This is a genomic window from Rhizobium sp. NRK18, assembly GCF_024385575.1.
Classification (GTDB): Bacteria; Pseudomonadota; Alphaproteobacteria; order Rhizobiales; family Rhizobiaceae; genus JANFMV01.
In genome coordinates, this window is record NZ_JANFMV010000001.1 from 2394478 (window position 1) to 2407286 (window position 12809).

General features: G+C 59.5%; 23 protein-coding genes. All 23 read right to left on the minus strand.

From position 1 onward, the window contains the following. Nucleotides 1-69: 69 nt before the first annotated feature. A complete protein-coding gene (rplQ, locus tag NN662_RS11155; protein WP_261930329.1) occupies nt 70-492 on the minus strand; it encodes a 50S ribosomal protein L17 in 423 nt (140 codons plus the stop codon). 49 nt (nt 493-541) lie between these two features. Continuing rightward, on the minus strand, nt 542-1552 hold the full coding sequence (locus NN662_RS11160) for a DNA-directed RNA polymerase subunit alpha (protein WP_261931946.1): 1011 nt from the start codon (nt 1550-1552) through the stop codon (nt 542-544). 106 nt (nt 1553-1658) lie between these two features. Continuing rightward, nucleotides 1659-2048, minus strand: a complete 390-nt coding sequence (gene rpsK, locus NN662_RS11165; RefSeq protein ID WP_007766864.1) for a 30S ribosomal protein S11 — start codon at nt 2046-2048, stop codon at nt 1659-1661. A 136-nt stretch (nt 2049-2184) separates the two neighbouring features. Next, entirely contained in the window at nt 2185-2553 is a 369-nt protein-coding gene (gene rpsM, locus NN662_RS11170; RefSeq protein WP_261930330.1) for a 30S ribosomal protein S13, read from the minus strand. 241 nt (nt 2554-2794) lie between these two features. Then, nucleotides 2795-3445, minus strand: coding sequence for an adenylate kinase (locus NN662_RS11175; RefSeq protein ID WP_261930331.1), 651 nt, complete (start codon nt 3443-3445; stop codon nt 2795-2797). After that, a complete protein-coding gene (gene secY / locus NN662_RS11180; protein ID WP_261930332.1) occupies nt 3442-4782 on the minus strand; it encodes a preprotein translocase subunit SecY in 1341 nt (446 codons plus the stop codon). The genes NN662_RS11175 and secY overlap by 4 nt, the downstream gene beginning before the upstream one ends. A gap of 241 nt (nt 4783-5023) precedes the next feature. Beyond that, nucleotides 5024-5497, minus strand: coding sequence for a 50S ribosomal protein L15 (rplO, locus tag NN662_RS11185; RefSeq protein WP_261930333.1), 474 nt, complete (start codon nt 5495-5497; stop codon nt 5024-5026). A 16-nt stretch (nt 5498-5513) separates the two neighbouring features. Further along, nucleotides 5514-5717: a 50S ribosomal protein L30 gene (gene rpmD / locus NN662_RS11190; RefSeq protein ID WP_261930334.1), complete on the minus strand. Its 204-nt coding sequence runs from the start codon at nt 5715-5717 to the stop codon at nt 5514-5516. 14 nt (nt 5718-5731) lie between these two features. Then, on the minus strand, nt 5732-6301 hold the full coding sequence (gene rpsE, locus NN662_RS11195) for a 30S ribosomal protein S5 (RefSeq protein ID WP_261930335.1): 570 nt from the start codon (nt 6299-6301) through the stop codon (nt 5732-5734). Nucleotides 6302-6459: 158 nt separating this feature from the next. Next, a complete protein-coding gene (rplR, locus tag NN662_RS11200) occupies nt 6460-6822 on the minus strand; it encodes a 50S ribosomal protein L18 (protein WP_261930336.1) in 363 nt (120 codons plus the stop codon). 12 nt (nt 6823-6834) lie between these two features. Then, on the minus strand, nt 6835-7368 hold the full coding sequence (gene rplF, locus NN662_RS11205) for a 50S ribosomal protein L6 (RefSeq protein WP_261930337.1): 534 nt from the start codon (nt 7366-7368) through the stop codon (nt 6835-6837). 42 nt (nt 7369-7410) lie between these two features. After that, nucleotides 7411-7809: a 30S ribosomal protein S8 gene (gene rpsH / locus NN662_RS11210; protein ID WP_261930338.1), complete on the minus strand. Its 399-nt coding sequence runs from the start codon at nt 7807-7809 to the stop codon at nt 7411-7413. Nucleotides 7810-7821: 12 nt separating this feature from the next. After that, nucleotides 7822-8127, minus strand: coding sequence for a 30S ribosomal protein S14 (rpsN, locus tag NN662_RS11215; RefSeq protein WP_261930339.1), 306 nt, complete (start codon nt 8125-8127; stop codon nt 7822-7824). Between the two features lie 33 nt (nt 8128-8160). Next, nucleotides 8161-8718 (minus strand): 50S ribosomal protein L5, encoded by a 558-nt coding sequence (gene rplE / locus NN662_RS11220; RefSeq protein ID WP_261930340.1) that lies wholly within the window; start codon nt 8716-8718, stop codon nt 8161-8163. Then, the gene (gene rplX / locus NN662_RS11225) at nt 8711-9022 is read right to left on the minus strand and encodes a 50S ribosomal protein L24 (protein WP_261930341.1); all 312 of its coding nucleotides are present in this window, start codon (nt 9020-9022) and stop codon (nt 8711-8713) included. The genes rplE and rplX overlap by 8 nt, the downstream gene beginning before the upstream one ends. A gap of 12 nt (nt 9023-9034) precedes the next feature. Further along, entirely contained in the window at nt 9035-9403 is a 369-nt protein-coding gene (gene rplN, locus NN662_RS11230) for a 50S ribosomal protein L14 (protein WP_261930342.1), read from the minus strand. A gap of 243 nt (nt 9404-9646) precedes the next feature. Further along, entirely contained in the window at nt 9647-9883 is a 237-nt protein-coding gene (rpsQ, locus tag NN662_RS11235) for a 30S ribosomal protein S17 (protein ID WP_261930343.1), read from the minus strand. A gap of 14 nt (nt 9884-9897) precedes the next feature. Then, nucleotides 9898-10098 (minus strand): 50S ribosomal protein L29, encoded by a 201-nt coding sequence (gene rpmC / locus NN662_RS11240; protein ID WP_261930344.1) that lies wholly within the window; start codon nt 10096-10098, stop codon nt 9898-9900. A gap of 12 nt (nt 10099-10110) precedes the next feature. Then, complete coding sequence (gene rplP, locus NN662_RS11245) at nt 10111-10524, minus strand: 50S ribosomal protein L16 (RefSeq protein ID WP_261930345.1); 414 nt, start codon at nt 10522-10524, stop codon at nt 10111-10113. A gap of 38 nt (nt 10525-10562) precedes the next feature. Beyond that, nucleotides 10563-11276 (minus strand): 30S ribosomal protein S3, encoded by a 714-nt coding sequence (gene rpsC / locus NN662_RS11250; RefSeq protein WP_261930346.1) that lies wholly within the window; start codon nt 11274-11276, stop codon nt 10563-10565. Then, entirely contained in the window at nt 11276-11665 is a 390-nt protein-coding gene (gene rplV, locus NN662_RS11255) for a 50S ribosomal protein L22 (RefSeq protein ID WP_261930347.1), read from the minus strand. Before rplV ends, rpsC begins: the two co-directional genes overlap by 1 nt. 2 nt (nt 11666-11667) lie before the next feature. Further along, nucleotides 11668-11946 carry a 30S ribosomal protein S19 gene (gene rpsS, locus NN662_RS11260; RefSeq protein ID WP_261930348.1) on the minus strand — a complete coding sequence of 93 codons (279 nt, stop codon included), beginning with the start codon at nt 11944-11946 and terminating at the stop codon, nt 11668-11670. A gap of 15 nt (nt 11947-11961) precedes the next feature. Next, nucleotides 11962-12798 carry a 50S ribosomal protein L2 gene (gene rplB / locus NN662_RS11265; protein ID WP_261930349.1) on the minus strand — a complete coding sequence of 279 codons (837 nt, stop codon included), beginning with the start codon at nt 12796-12798 and terminating at the stop codon, nt 11962-11964. Nucleotides 12799-12809: the final 11 nt, after the last annotated feature.

Sequence of the window (12809 nt, forward strand, 5' to 3'; positions counted from 1 at the left end):
GCAAAAAGGCCGGGCGCCCCAGCGGCACCCGGCCTTTTTCAGTTCCCGTTGCCTGGAACCTAAGTGCTATTAAGCAGCTTCTGCCTGAGCTTCGGCTTCGACGCGGGCCTTGTCGGCTGCGCCCTTGGCGTCCACGTCGCGGTCAACGAATTCGATGACGGCGAGCGGGGCGTTGTCGCCCTGACGGAAACCAGCCTTCATGATGCGCAGGTAGCCGCCGTTGCGCGAAGCGTAACGGGAAGCGATGGCATCGAACAGCTTGCGGACGGCGTCCTGGTCCTTGATCTGCGAGATGGCCTGACGACGAGCGTGCAGGTCGCCGCGCTTGCCGAGAGTTACGAGCTTCTCGACGATCGGACGGATTTCCTTTGCCTTCGGCAGGGTGGTGACGATCTGCTCATGGGTGATGAGCGAGGCCGCCATGTTAGCGAACATAGCCTTGCGGTGGCTGGCGGTTCTGTTCAGCTTGCGGCCGGCTTTCTGGTGGCGCATTGCTTTTCTCCTTCACTTGCAGGCATCCCGCCCGCAGTATGATACTCGGTTAATACTGGTCTTCGTAACGCTTGGCGAGGTCTTCGATGTTCTCCGGCGGCCATGCGGGCACTTCCATGCCGAGGTGCAGGCCCATGGAGGCGAGGACTTCCTTGATCTCGTTCAGCGACTTGCGACCAAAATTCGGCGTACGCAGCATTTCGGCTTCGGTCTTCTGGATGAGATCGCCAATGTAGACGATGTTGTCGTTCTTGAGGCAGTTGGCCGAACGGACGGAGAGCTCCAGTTCGTCGACCTTCTTGAGAAGCGCCGGATTGAACGCGAGTTCGGTGACCGATTCTTCTTCTGCTTCTTTCTGCGGCTCGTCGAAGTTGACGAAGACGCCGAGCTGGTCCTGAAGGATGCGCGCGGCGAATGCAACAGCGTCCTCACCGGAAACAGAACCGTCGGTTTCGATCGTCATGGACAGCTTGTCGTAGTCGAGAACCTGGCCTTCACGGGTGTTTTCCACCTTGTAGGACACTTTCTTGACCGGCGAATACAGGCTGTCGACCGGGATCAGGCCGATCGGTGCATCTTCGGCGCGGTTGCGCTCGGCAGGAACATAGCCCTTGCCGTTGTTGACGGTGAATTCCATGCGGATTTCAGCGCCCTCGTCGAGGGTGCAGATCACATGGTCGGGGTTGAGGATCTCGATATCGCCAACCGTCTGGATGTCACCAGCGGTTACCGAACCGGGGCCCTGCTTGCGCACGACCATGCGCTTCGGGTCATCGCCGTCCATCTTGATGGCGATTTCCTTGATGTTGAGCACGATGTCCGTCACATCTTCCCGGACGCCCGGGATGGACGAGAACTCGTGCAGCACGCCGTCGATCTGGACGGCGGTGACCGCAGCGCCGCGCAGCGACGACAAGAGAACGCGACGCAGCGCGTTGCCAAGCGTCAGGCCGAAACCGCGTTCCAGCGGCTCGGCAACCAGCGTCGCCTTGGTGCGGCCGGAGGTGGTGAATTCCACCTTGTTCGGCTTGATGAGTTCCTGCCAGTTCTTCTGGATCATATTTCTACCTTCCATTGGACACCACCATCCAATCGTGATGGCCGATTTTCAGAAGCGCCGGGAGGAGCGCGAAATGCGCGCTCTCCGGCTTGATGAATGACCAATGTCAGACGCGGCGCTTCTTGCGCGGACGGCAACCATTGTGCGGGATCGGCGTCACGTCGCGGATCGAGGTGATCATGAAACCAGCAGCCTGGAGCGCACGCAGTGCGGACTCACGACCCGAACCCGGACCGCAGACTTCGACTTCCAGCGACTTCATGCCGTGTTCCTGAGCCTTCTTGGCGCAGTCTTCAGCGGCGATCTGTGCGGCGAACGGGGTCGACTTGCGCGAACCCTTGAAGCCCTTGGCACCGGCAGACGACCAGGCAATGGCGTTGCCCTGTGCGTCGGTGATGGTGATCATCGTGTTGTTGAAGGTGGAGTTGACGTGGGCAACACCGGACGTAATGTTTTTACGTTCGCGACGGCGAACGCGAGTGGCTTCCTTGGCCATGCTATTCCTTTCGTTGATCTCATCGCCGCCGTAATCCCAGCGGCTACACCGACAGGGCAGACCGGAAGCCTACCCTGTCAAACTCAAAAAGAGGCCGGTGGAAACCACCAGCCTCCCCTTCCCGGTTTCCCGGAAATTACTTCTTCTTACCGGCGATCGCCTTTGCCGGACCCTTGCGGGTGCGGGCATTGGTGTGCGTGCGCTGACCGCGGACCGGAAGGCCACGGCGATGACGCAGACCACGGTAGCAGCCGAGGTCCATGAGACGCTTGATGTTCATCGAGGTCTCACGACGCAGGTCACCTTCGACCTGATAGTCCTGGTCGATGGCTTCGCGAATCTGCAGGACTTCAGCGTCCGTCAGTTCGTGAACCCGGCGCTCGGCCGGAATGCCGACCTTGTCGCAGATTTCCTGCGCGAATTTCGGACCGATCCCGTGAATGTACTGAAGCGCAATAACGGTGCGCTTTGCAGTCGGGATGTTGACGCCAGCGATACGTGCCACGTCTCTTCTCCTTAGTTTCATGTTCCGGCCGGAAAAACGCAAAAGCTACGCGTACCCTGCCACCGTTGTTCTTTAAAAATCCAGGTTCGTCACAAGTGAAAACGACCGAAGCCGGACTTCCTTCTCGAAATCCGCACCGATCGCGTTAACTTATTGCGAGTTGGCGCGGTGTTTAGCGGAATCAGCGGCCAAAAGCAACCGGCCCCGCCAAGTTTATTTTCCTGCCGATTTCCCCGTGAAATCAGAGAGTGGACAGAATGGCTTCGATGTCGGCGCTGACCGCGTCGATATCCTTCATGCCGTCGACGCCCTTCAGCTTGCCCTTGGCATAGTAATAGCCGATCAGCGGCGAGGTTTCCTTGTAGTAGGCCTGCAGGCGCGTGCGGACCGTCTCGCGGTTGTCGTCGGGACGGCGCTTGAACGTCGTGCCACCGCATTTGTCGCATACGCCTTCGACGGCCGGCTTCAGGTTCTCGTCGTGATAGCCGGTGCCACAGGTCGCACAGGTGTAGCGACCGGCGATTCGGTCAGCAAGCACGGCGTCGTCGACGCGGATCTCGATGACGGCCGAAATGTCGAGACCCTTGGCGGCCAGCATCTTCTCGGTCGCATCCGCCTGGACGAGCGTCCGCGGAAAGCCGTCGAGAATGAAGCCCTTGGAACAATCGTCCTGATCGATTCGCTCGGAGACGATGGCGATCACGATATCGTCGGAGACGAGGTTGCCGGCGTCCATGACGGCTTTCGCCTTCTTGCCGACTTCCGTACCTGCGGCAACCGCCGCACGCAGCATGTCACCGGTGGAAAGCTGGGGAATGCCATACTTTTCCACGATACGGTGGGCCTGGGTCCCCTTCCCTGCACCCGGCGGCCCCAAAAGAATAAGTCTCATCGTCCCCTCTTTCCTCCACGCAACTTCGACTTCTTGATCATGCCTTCATACTGCTGGGCAATCAGATGCCCCTGGATCTGTGCTACCGTATCGAGGGTCACGCTGACAATAATCAGAAGCGACGTTCCGCCGAGAGAGAGCGGTACACCCGTCTGAGACACGAGAATTTCCGGAAGAATGCAAACAAACACCAAATAGATCGCGCCGATCACGGTAATGCGTGTCAAAACGAAATCGATGTATTCAGCGGTGCGCTCGCCGGGACGGATGCCAGGAATGAAGCCACCGTGCTTCTTCAGATTGTCGGCGGTATCGGACGGATTGAAGACGATCGCCGTGTAGAAGAAGGCAAAGAACGCGATCAGAGCGCCGTACATCACCATGTAGAGCGGCTGGCCGTGGCCGAGCAGCGCGATGATGCGCGTCGCCCAGTCGGGCATGTTGGACGAACCGGAGAAGCCTGCAAGCGTCGCCGGCAGAAGCAGCAGCGAGGATGCGAAGATCGCCGGAATGACGCCCGAGGTGTTGAGCTTCAGCGGCAGGTGCGAGGTATCGCCCTGGAACATGCGGTTGCCCACCTGTCGCTTCGGATACTGGATCAGCAGCCGGCGCTGGGCGCGCTCCATGAAGACGATAAGGGCAATGACCAGAATGCCGACGACGAGAACCGACAGGATGATGCCGGTCGACAGCGAGCCGGTGCGGCCGAGCTCGAGCAGGTTGACGACGGCGGTCGGGAGACCGGCGGCGATGCCGGAGAAGATGATCAGCGAAATGCCGTTGCCAATGCCGCGCGAGGTGATCTGCTCACCGAGCCACATCAGGAACATGGTGCCGCCAACGAGCGTGATGACGGTGGAAATGCGGAAGAACATGCCCGGATCGTTGACCAGCCCGTTGCCGTTCTCGAGGCCGACCGCAATGCCGTAGGCCTGCAGCGTGCCGAGAATGACCGTGCCATAACGGGTGTACTGGTTGATGATCTTGCGGCCCTGCTCGCCTTCCTTCTTCAGGTTTTCCAGAGACGGAATGACCGAAGTCAGCAGCTGAACGATGATCGATGCGGAGATGTAGGGCATGATGCCGAGCGCGAAGATCGCCATGCGCTGGACGGCGCCGCCCGAAAACATGTTGAAGAGGCCGAGAATGCCGTTCGACTGACCCTGGAAGGCCGCCGCATAGGCGCCGGGATTGATGCCCGGAAGCGGGATGTGGGTGCCGAGCCGATAGACAAGGAGTGCCGCCAGGGTGAACCAGAGGCGCTTTTTCAGATCCTCGGCCTTGGCGAAGGTCGAAAAGTTCAGGTTCGAAGCCAGTTGTTCAGCTGCAGAAGCCATGCATATCTCCGCGCGACTTCGCCTCACGCCTCTGTCCTCAGAGGGGTCGAGACTCAGTCTTCATGACATTCCAGAAAGCAAAGCCAAGGACGGATTGCAACGCAACCAAACGCCTCACCCTCGTTTTCCGTTTGTGCCCGGTCCAATAATGCAACATTAAAGCGACCGGAATTGTGAGGCTCTTATATGAGAGCAAAATCGCCCGGTGTGAAGCACCCCGGGCGACAACTTCGCAAAATGTTTATTCGGCAGCTTCTGCAGAGAGAAGCTTGATCGAGCCACCGGCCTTTTCGATCTTCTCGACGGCGGCCTTGGAGGCGCCGGCGACTTCGATCGAAAGCTTGGCCTTCAGTTCGCCGTCGGAAAGGACGCGAACGCCATCCTTCATACGACGGATCACGCCAGCTGCCTTGAGGGCTTCGGCATCAACGGTCTTCTTGGCATCGAGCTTGCCGGCGTCGACGGCTGCCTGGAGGCGGCCCAGCGACACTTCAGCGAACTCGGACGCGAAGATGTTGTTGAAGCCGCGCTTCGGCAGACGGCGGTAGATCGGCATCTGGCCGCCCTCGAAGCCGTTAACGGCTACACCCGAACGTGCCTTCTGACCCTTTACACCGCGACCACCGGTCTTGCCGGTGCCCGAGCCGATGCCGCGGCCGATACGCTTGCGCGACTTGGTTGCGCCTTCGTTGTCTTTGATTTCATTCAGTTTCATCGATCAATCCTCCGGCTTACTTCTCGTCGACGATGCGAACGAGATGCTGCACAGCGCGGATCATGCCACGAACAGACGGGGTATCTTCCAGCTGGCGGCGGCGGTGCATCTTGTTGAGGCCCAGGCCGATCAGCGTCTTGCGCTGGACTTCCGGGCGGCGGATGGGGCTGCCGATCTGTTCGACGGTCAGCATCTTCTTCTCTGCGGGCTTCTTGGCCATGGTCAAGTCTCCCCTTATTCTTCAGAGGCAATGCCGGCTGCGACGCGGCGAGCCTGCAGGGTTGCGTACTTGAGACCGCGCTGAGCAGCAACATCCTTCGGATGAACCTGGTGCTTCAGGGCGTCGAACGTGGCGCGAACCATGTTGTACGGGTTCGACGAACCGGTCGACTTTGCAACGACGTCGTGCATGCCGAGCGTTTCGAAGACGGCGCGCATCGGGCCGCCGGCGATGATGCCGGTACCAGCCTTGGCGGCTCGCAGCAGAACCTTGCCGGCGCCGTGACGGCCGTGAACGTCATGGTGCAGCGTACGGCCGTCGCGCAGCGGTACGAAGATCATGTCGCGCTTGGCGGATTCGGTTGCCTTGCGGATCGCTTCCGGCACTTCACGTGCCTTGCCGTGACCGAAGCCTACGCGGCCCTTCTGGTCGCCGACGACGACGAGAGCGGCGAAGCCGAAGCGACGGCCACCCTTAACAACCTTTGCGACGCGGTTGATCGCGACCAGCTTGTCGACGAATTCGCTATCGCGTTCTTCACGGCTCTGGCGATCTTCGCGCGAGCCACGCTTTTCCTGTGCCATTGTCCTGTTCCTTTTTCTTTTCCGGGTGCAATCGGCAGATATGCAATTAGACCCCACCTCCCCTTACGCATAAGGGGGTCGGTACGGCCCGGTTTCATGATGTGGGCAAAAGCCCGAAACTGCCCGGCCTTGATTGGAAGGCCGGGCAGAAACCTTGATCAGAAGCTCAGACCACCTTCACGGGCTGCATCGGCAAGTGCCTTGATGCGGCCGTGATAGATGAAGGCGCCACGGTCGAAGACGACTTCGTTGACGCCTGCCTTGACGGCGCGCTCTGCAACGAGCTTGCCGACGATGGCAGCTGCCGAAGTGTCGGCGCCGGTCTTCAGATCCTTGCGCAGATCGGCTTCCAGAGTGGAAGCTGCTGCAAGCGTACGGCCTGCAACATCATCGATGACCTGAGCGTAGATGTTCTTCGACGAGCGATGAACCGACAGGCGCGGACGGCCGTTGGCCACCTTCTTGAGCTGGCGACGCACGCGGCTGGCGCGACGCTGGAGGGATTCTTTCCTGCTAGCCATTTCGCGTGTTCCTTACTTCTTCTTGCCTTCTTTGCGGACAATCCGCTCTTCGGCATACTTGACGCCCTTGCCCTTGTAGGGCTCGGGGCCACGGTAGCTGCGGATTTCCGCTGCAACCTGACCGACGATCTGCTTGTCGATGCCGGTGACGACGATTTCCGTCGGCTTCGGGCAGGCAAGCGTGATGCCCTTCGGCGGTTCGTAGACGACGTCGTGGCTGAAGCCGAGCGCCAGCTGCAGGTTCGAGCCCTGCATGGATGCACGGTAGCCGACGCCGTTGATTTCGAGCTTGCGCTCGAAGCCGTCCTTGACGCCGCGGAAGATGTTCTCGATCATCGTGCGGGACATGCCCCACTTCGAACGAGCATCCTTGCTCTGGTTGACCGGAGTGACAACAACGCTGTTGTCTTCCAGCTTGAGGGCGACTTCGTCATTAGCAACGAAGAAGAGTTCGCCCTTAGGGCCCTTCGCGGTAACCTTCTGGCCGTCGACCGAGGCGGTCACGCCCGCAGGAACCGGAACGGGTTTTTTACCGATACGAGACATTTTAAATCCTGTCTGTTTCGCTATGGAGATCTATGCACCGCCTTAGAAGACGGAGCACAGAACCTCACCACCAACATTCTGTTCGCGAGCCTGGTGATCAGCCATCACACCCTTCGGAGTCGAAAGGATGGTGATGCCGAGACCGTTCGCGACCTGCGGAATGGACTTAACCGAGACGTAAACTCGGCGGCCCGGCTTGGATACGCGTCCGATCTCACGGATAACGGAAGCGCCTTCGTAGTACTTCAGCTCGATCGAAAGCTCGGCCTTGCCGTTTTCGAACTGCACTTCCGAATAGCCACGGATGTAGCCTTCGGCCTGCAGGACATCGAGCACGCGGGCGCGCAGCTTGGAAGCCGGGGTCGAAACCGACGACTTCTTGCGGGCGGCGCCGTTGCGGATACGGGTGAGCATATCGCCCAAAGGATCAGTCATAGCCATGTGCCCGTCTCCTTACCAGCTCGACTTGACGACGCCCGGCACCTTGCCGAGGTTGCCCAGCTCGCGAAGCGCGATACGCGACATCTTGAGCTTACGATAGAATGCCCGCGGGCGACCGGTGACTTCGCAACGGTTGCGGATACGTGTCTTGGACCCGTCGCGCGGCAGTTCTGCCAGCTTGAGGGTGGCCTTGAACCGGTCTTCGATCGGAAGATCCTGGTTCATGATGATCGCCTTCAGGCCGGCGCGCTTGGCTGCCTGCTGGGCGACCGTCTTGCGGCGGCGCTTGTTCTTTTCAACTGCGCTGACTTTCGCCATATCGGTGTTCCTTCTCTACGCTCGTCGTTACGGTTACTGACGGAACGGGAAGCTGAACTCTTTCAGAAGAGCGCGTGCTTCGTCGTCGGTCTTGGCCGTCGTGCAAACGATGATGTCCATGCCCCACATCTGATCAACCTTGTCGTAGTTGATCTCAGGGAACACAATGTGCTCCTTGATGCCCATGGCGAAGTTGCCACGGCCGTCAAAGCTTTTCGGGTTCAGACCGCGGAAGTCGCGAACGCGCGGAAGAGCGATGTTCACGAGACGATCCAGGAACTCGTACATGCGGGTGCCGCGCAGCGTCACCTTGGCGCCGATCGGCATGTTCTCACGAACCTTGAAGCCGGCGATCGAGTTGCGTGCACGGGTGATGACCGGCTTCTGGCCAGCAATGGCGGCCAGGTCGGCGGCAGCAATCGTGGGCTTCTTCGAATCGGCAGTCGCTTCGCCAACGCCCATGTTGATCACGATCTTTTCAAGCTTCGGGATCTGCATTTCGTTGTCGTAGGAGAACTGCTCCATCAGCGCCTTACGGATGCGGCTGACGTACTCGGCCTTCAGCCGCGGCTCATACTTGTTATCAGCCATCGATCAATTCTCCCGAACGCTTGGCGAAGCGGACCTTCTTGTCGCCTTCGACCTTGAAGCCAACGCGGGTCGGCTTGCCGTCCTTGGGATCGGCGATCGCGAGATTCGACAGATGAATCGACGCTTCCTTGGAAACAATGCCGGCTTCCTGGGTCTGCGTCTGGCGCTGGTGGCGCTTGACGACGTTGACGCCACGAACAACCGCACGGTCGTCCTTCGGCATTACCTGGATTACTTCACCGGTACGACCCTTGTCCTTACCGGTCAGAACGACAACCTTGTCGCCTTTTTTGATCTTCTGCATAGCCATCGCTCCTTACAGTACTTCCGGAGCCAACGAGATGATCTTCATATGGCTCTTGGCGCGGAGTTCGCGCGGAACCGGTCCGAAGATACGGGTGCCGATTGGCTCTTTCTTGTTGTCGATAAGAACTGCTGCGTTGGTATCGAAGCGGATAACGCTGCCGTCCGGACGACGGATGTCCTTGGCGGTGCGAACGACTACCGCCTTCATCACGTCACCCTTCTTGACGCGGCCGCGCGGGATCGCTTCCTTGACCGAAACGACAATGATGTCGCCGATGGAAGCGTACTTGCGCTTGGAGCCGCCCAGCACCTTGATGCACATGACACGACGTGCGCCGGAATTATCCGCCACGTCGAGGTTTGTTTGCATCTGAATCATGTCAGGTCGCCTTCTTGTTGTAACCGGCACGGTTGGGCGCAAAGCCCCCTATGCCGGCTTATGAACGAATCTCTTGGTTTTTTTTCGCGCGGGGAAAAGTTGCCAAGGTGGTATCCCAAACGGACCTGCCCTGCGCTAAATTCAAAGCAAAAGACGCCCGCGGAACGGGCGTCCTTTGCGCCAAGTCAGTGCTTCATACAGAATTCTGCGCCAGACGCAAGGGCCTGGCGAAAATTCCGATGATTAAGCCTGGGCGGAAACCACCGTCCAGCGCTTGTCCTTGGAGATCGGTGCGCATTCCTCGATGGAAACAACATCACCAACCTTGTACTGGTTGCTCTCGTCGTGTGCCTTGTACTTCTTGGAACGACGAACGGTCTTCTGAAGCAGCGGGTGAGCGAATCGACGCTCAACGCGGACAACTACCGTTTTGTCATTCTTGTCACTGACGACAGTACCCTGCAGAATACGTTTCGGCATGGTTATTCGGTCCTTCAGGCCTTGGCTTCAGTCGCCTTTTGGGCGGCTATGGTTTTAATGCGTGCAATATCCCGGCGGACTTCCTGGATGCGCGAAGACTTTTCGAGCTGGCCGGTCGCCTTCTGGAAGCGCAGATTGAACTGCTCCTTCTTCAGCTTGGCAAGCTCATCTTTCAGCTGATCGGCGCTCAGAGCGCGAACATCATCGGCTTTCATGGCTTTCGTTCCTTACTCTGCGATGCGCTGGATGAAGCGCGTCTTGACCGAAAGCTTGGCAGCGCCGAGACGCAGCGCCTCGCGGGCGATCTCTTCGCTGACACCATCGATCTCGAACATGATACGGCCGGGCTTGACCTTGGCTGCCCAGTATTCGACAGAGCCCTTACCCTTACCCATGCGGACTTCGGTAGGCTTCTTCGTAACCGGAACATCGGGGAACACCCGGATCCACACACGGCCTGCACGCTTCATGTGACGCGTGATCGCGCGGCGGGCCGCTTCGATCTCGCGTGCGTTGACGCGGTTGGGCTCCTGGGACTTCAGGCCGAACTCGCCGAAAGCCAGATCACTGCCGCCCTTGGCAACGCCATGGATGCGGCCCTTGAACTGCTTACGGTATTTCGTACGCTTTGGCTGCAACATTTTCTATTCTCCAAATCTCTACCACGCGCAACGCGGAATTAAGCGTTTTCGCGGCGGCGATTGCCGGCGTTGCCGCCCTGGTTATCACCTTCAAGCGCACGGCGCTCGGAAGCCATCGGATCGTGCTCAAGGATTTCGCCCTTGAAGATCCAGACCTTGATGCCGCAGATACCGTAGGCGGTTTCAGCTTCGGCCGTGCCGTAGTCGATGTCGGCGCGCAGCGTATGAAGCGGAACGCGACCTTCACGATACCATTCGGTACGGGCGATTTCCGCGCCGCCGAGACGGCCGGCGCAGGTGATCTTGATGCCTTCGGCGCCAAGACGCATCGCAGACTGAACGGCACGCTTCATGGCGCGACGGAATGCTACGCGGCGCTCGAGCTGCTGAGCGATCGACTGTGCGACGAGCGTGGCATCGGTTTCCGGCTTGCGCACTTCAACGATGTTGAGGTGCGTTTCGGAGCTGGTCATCTCGGAGATCTTCTTGCGAAGCTTCTCGATGTCCGCGCCCTTCTTGCCGATGATCAGACCCGGGCGAGCCGAGTGGATCGTGACGCGGCACTTCTTGTGCGGACGCTCGATGACGACCTTGGCGATACCGGCCTGCTTGAGTTCCTTCATCAGGTAGGCGCGGATCTTCAGGTCTTCGTGCAGCAGCTGGCCGTATTCGGCATTGTCTGCATACCAGCGGCTATCCCAGGTGCGGTTGATGCCGAGGCGGAAGCCGATCGGATTGATTTTCTGACCCATTATGCGGCCTCCCCTTTTTCTTCGACTTCACGAACAACGATCGTCAAGTGCGAGAACGGCTTTTCAACACGCGATGCACGGCCACGGCCACGGGCGTGGAAGCGCTTCATGGTGATCGACTTGCCGACATAGGCTTCGGCGACGATCAGAGCGTCCACGTCGAGATCGTGGTTGTTTTCGGCGTTGGCGATAGCAGACTCAAGAGTCTTCTTCACCGTGCCTGCGATCCGCTTGCGGGAGAACTCGAGTTCTGCCAGCGCGCGGTCGACCTTCTTGCCGCGGATCAGCGCGGCAACCAGGTTCAGCTTCTGGGGGCTGACGCGGATCGTGCGCGCAACTGCCTGCGCTTCATTGTCCTTCAGCCGGCGTTCGGCTTTTGCCTTGCCCATCGTTACTTCCTCTTCGCCTTCTTGTCGGCACCGTGACCGTAGTAGGTACGGGTCGGAGAGAATTCGCCGAACTTGTGTCCAACCATTTCTTCCGAGACGGAAACCGGAACATGCTTGCTGCCGTTGTAGACGCCGAAGGTCAATCCGACGAACTGCGGCAGGATCGTGGAGCGACGGCTCCACGTCTTGATTACTTCGTGACGACCGCCATCGCGGACCTTCTCAGCCTTCTTGAGAAGATAGCCGTCAACGAACGGACCTTTCCATACTGAACGAGCCATATCAGACTACCTCTCTTACTTCTTCTTCTGGTGGCGCGAGCGCATGATGAACTTGTCGGTCGACTTGTTCGAACGCGTGCGCTTGCCCTTGGTCGGCTTGCCCCACGGGGAAACCGGGTGACGACCACCGGAAGTACGGCCTTCACCACCACCGTGCGGGTGGTCGACCGGGTTCATGACGACGCCGCGAACGTGCGGACGCTTGCCGCGCCAACGCGTACGACCGGCCTTGCCGTCGTTGATGTTGCCGTGATCGGGGTTCGATACAGCGCCGATCGTTGCAAGGCAAGAGCCGGGAACGAGACGCTGCTCGCCCGAGTTCAGGCGAAGGATCGCCATGCCCTGGTCACGACCAACCAGCTGGACGTAGGTGCCGGCCGAACGGGCGATCTGACCGCCCTTGCCCGGCTTCATTTCGACGTTGTGAACGATCGAGCCAACCGGGATCGACTGAAGCGGCATGGTGTTGCCGGGCTTCACGTCGGCGCCCTTCTCCGAAGAGATGACCTTGTCGCCAGCAGCCAGACGCTGCGGGGCCAGGATGTAGGCCTGCTCGCCGTCGGCGTAGGAGACCAGAGCGATGAACGCCGTGCGGTTCGGGTCGTATTCCAGACGCTCGACCGTGCCTTCGACGTCAAACTTGCGACGCTTGAAGTCGACGATACGGTAGGTGCGCTTGTGACCGCCGCCCTTGTAGCGGGCAGTGACGCGACCGGCGTTGTTGCGGCCGCCCTTGGAGGTCAGACCTTCCGTCAGCGTCTTGACCGGCTTGCCCTTGTACAGGCCCGAACGGTCGACGATGACCAGCTGGCGCTGGCTCGGGGTTATCGGGTTGAAGCTTTTCAATGCCATTGTCTTTTACC

Excerpts from the sequence above, each read along its gene's own strand:
- rplX (WP_261930341.1), bottom strand. The coding sequence starts at position 9,022 with ATGCAGAAGATCAAAAAAGGCGACAAGGTTGTCGTTCTGACCGGTAAG.
- NN662_RS11175 (WP_261930331.1), bottom strand. The coding sequence starts at position 3,445 with ATGAGACTTATTCTTTTGGGGCCGCCGGGTGCAGGGAAGGGGACCCAG.
- rpsK (WP_007766864.1), bottom strand. The coding sequence starts at position 2,048 with ATGGCCAAGGAAGCCACTCGCGTTCGCCGTCGCGAACGTAAAAACATT.
- rplE (WP_261930340.1), bottom strand. The coding sequence starts at position 8,718 with ATGGCTGATAACAAGTATGAGCCGCGGCTGAAGGCCGAGTACGTCAGC.
- rpsS (WP_261930348.1), bottom strand. The coding sequence starts at position 11,946 with ATGGCTCGTTCAGTATGGAAAGGTCCGTTCGTTGACGGCTATCTTCTC.
- rplO (WP_261930333.1), bottom strand. The coding sequence starts at position 5,497 with ATGAAACTGAATGAAATCAAAGACAACGAAGGCGCAACCAAGTCGCGC.
- NN662_RS11160 (WP_261931946.1), bottom strand. The coding sequence starts at position 1,552 with ATGATCCAGAAGAACTGGCAGGAACTCATCAAGCCGAACAAGGTGGAA.
- rplQ (WP_261930329.1), bottom strand. The coding sequence starts at position 492 with ATGCGCCACCAGAAAGCCGGCCGCAAGCTGAACAGAACCGCCAGCCAC.
- rpsH (WP_261930338.1), bottom strand. The coding sequence starts at position 7,809 with ATGGCTATGACTGATCCTTTGGGCGATATGCTCACCCGTATCCGCAAC.
- secY (WP_261930332.1), bottom strand. The coding sequence starts at position 4,782 with ATGGCTTCTGCAGCTGAACAACTGGCTTCGAACCTGAACTTTTCGACC.
- rpsQ (WP_261930343.1), bottom strand. The coding sequence starts at position 9,883 with ATGCCGAAACGTATTCTGCAGGGTACTGTCGTCAGTGACAAGAATGAC.
- rpsC (WP_261930346.1), bottom strand. The coding sequence starts at position 11,276 with ATGGGTCAGAAAATCAATCCGATCGGCTTCCGCCTCGGCATCAACCGC.
- rpsE (WP_261930335.1), bottom strand. The coding sequence starts at position 6,301 with ATGGCACAGGAAAAGCGTGGCTCGCGCGAAGATCGCCAGAGCCGTGAA.
- rplR (WP_261930336.1), bottom strand. The coding sequence starts at position 6,822 with ATGGCTAGCAGGAAAGAATCCCTCCAGCGTCGCGCCAGCCGCGTGCGT.
- rpmC (WP_261930344.1), bottom strand. The coding sequence starts at position 10,098 with ATGAAAGCCGATGATGTTCGCGCTCTGAGCGCCGATCAGCTGAAAGAT.
- rpsN (WP_261930339.1), bottom strand. The coding sequence starts at position 8,127 with ATGGCGAAAGTCAGCGCAGTTGAAAAGAACAAGCGCCGCCGCAAGACG.
- rplP (WP_261930345.1), bottom strand. The coding sequence starts at position 10,524 with ATGTTGCAGCCAAAGCGTACGAAATACCGTAAGCAGTTCAAGGGCCGC.
- rplF (WP_261930337.1), bottom strand. The coding sequence starts at position 7,368 with ATGTCTCGTATCGGTAAAAAACCCGTTCCGGTTCCTGCGGGCGTGACC.
- rplV (WP_261930347.1), bottom strand. The coding sequence starts at position 11,665 with ATGGGCAAGGCAAAAGCCGAACGCCGGCTGAAGGACAATGAAGCGCAG.
- rplN (WP_261930342.1), bottom strand. The coding sequence starts at position 9,403 with ATGATTCAGATGCAAACAAACCTCGACGTGGCGGATAATTCCGGCGCA.
- rplB (WP_261930349.1), bottom strand. The coding sequence starts at position 12,798 with ATGGCATTGAAAAGCTTCAACCCGATAACCCCGAGCCAGCGCCAGCTG.
- rpmD (WP_261930334.1), bottom strand. The coding sequence starts at position 5,717 with ATGGCCAAGAAGCCCGCAGAGAAGAAGATGCTGACCGTCGAACAGATC.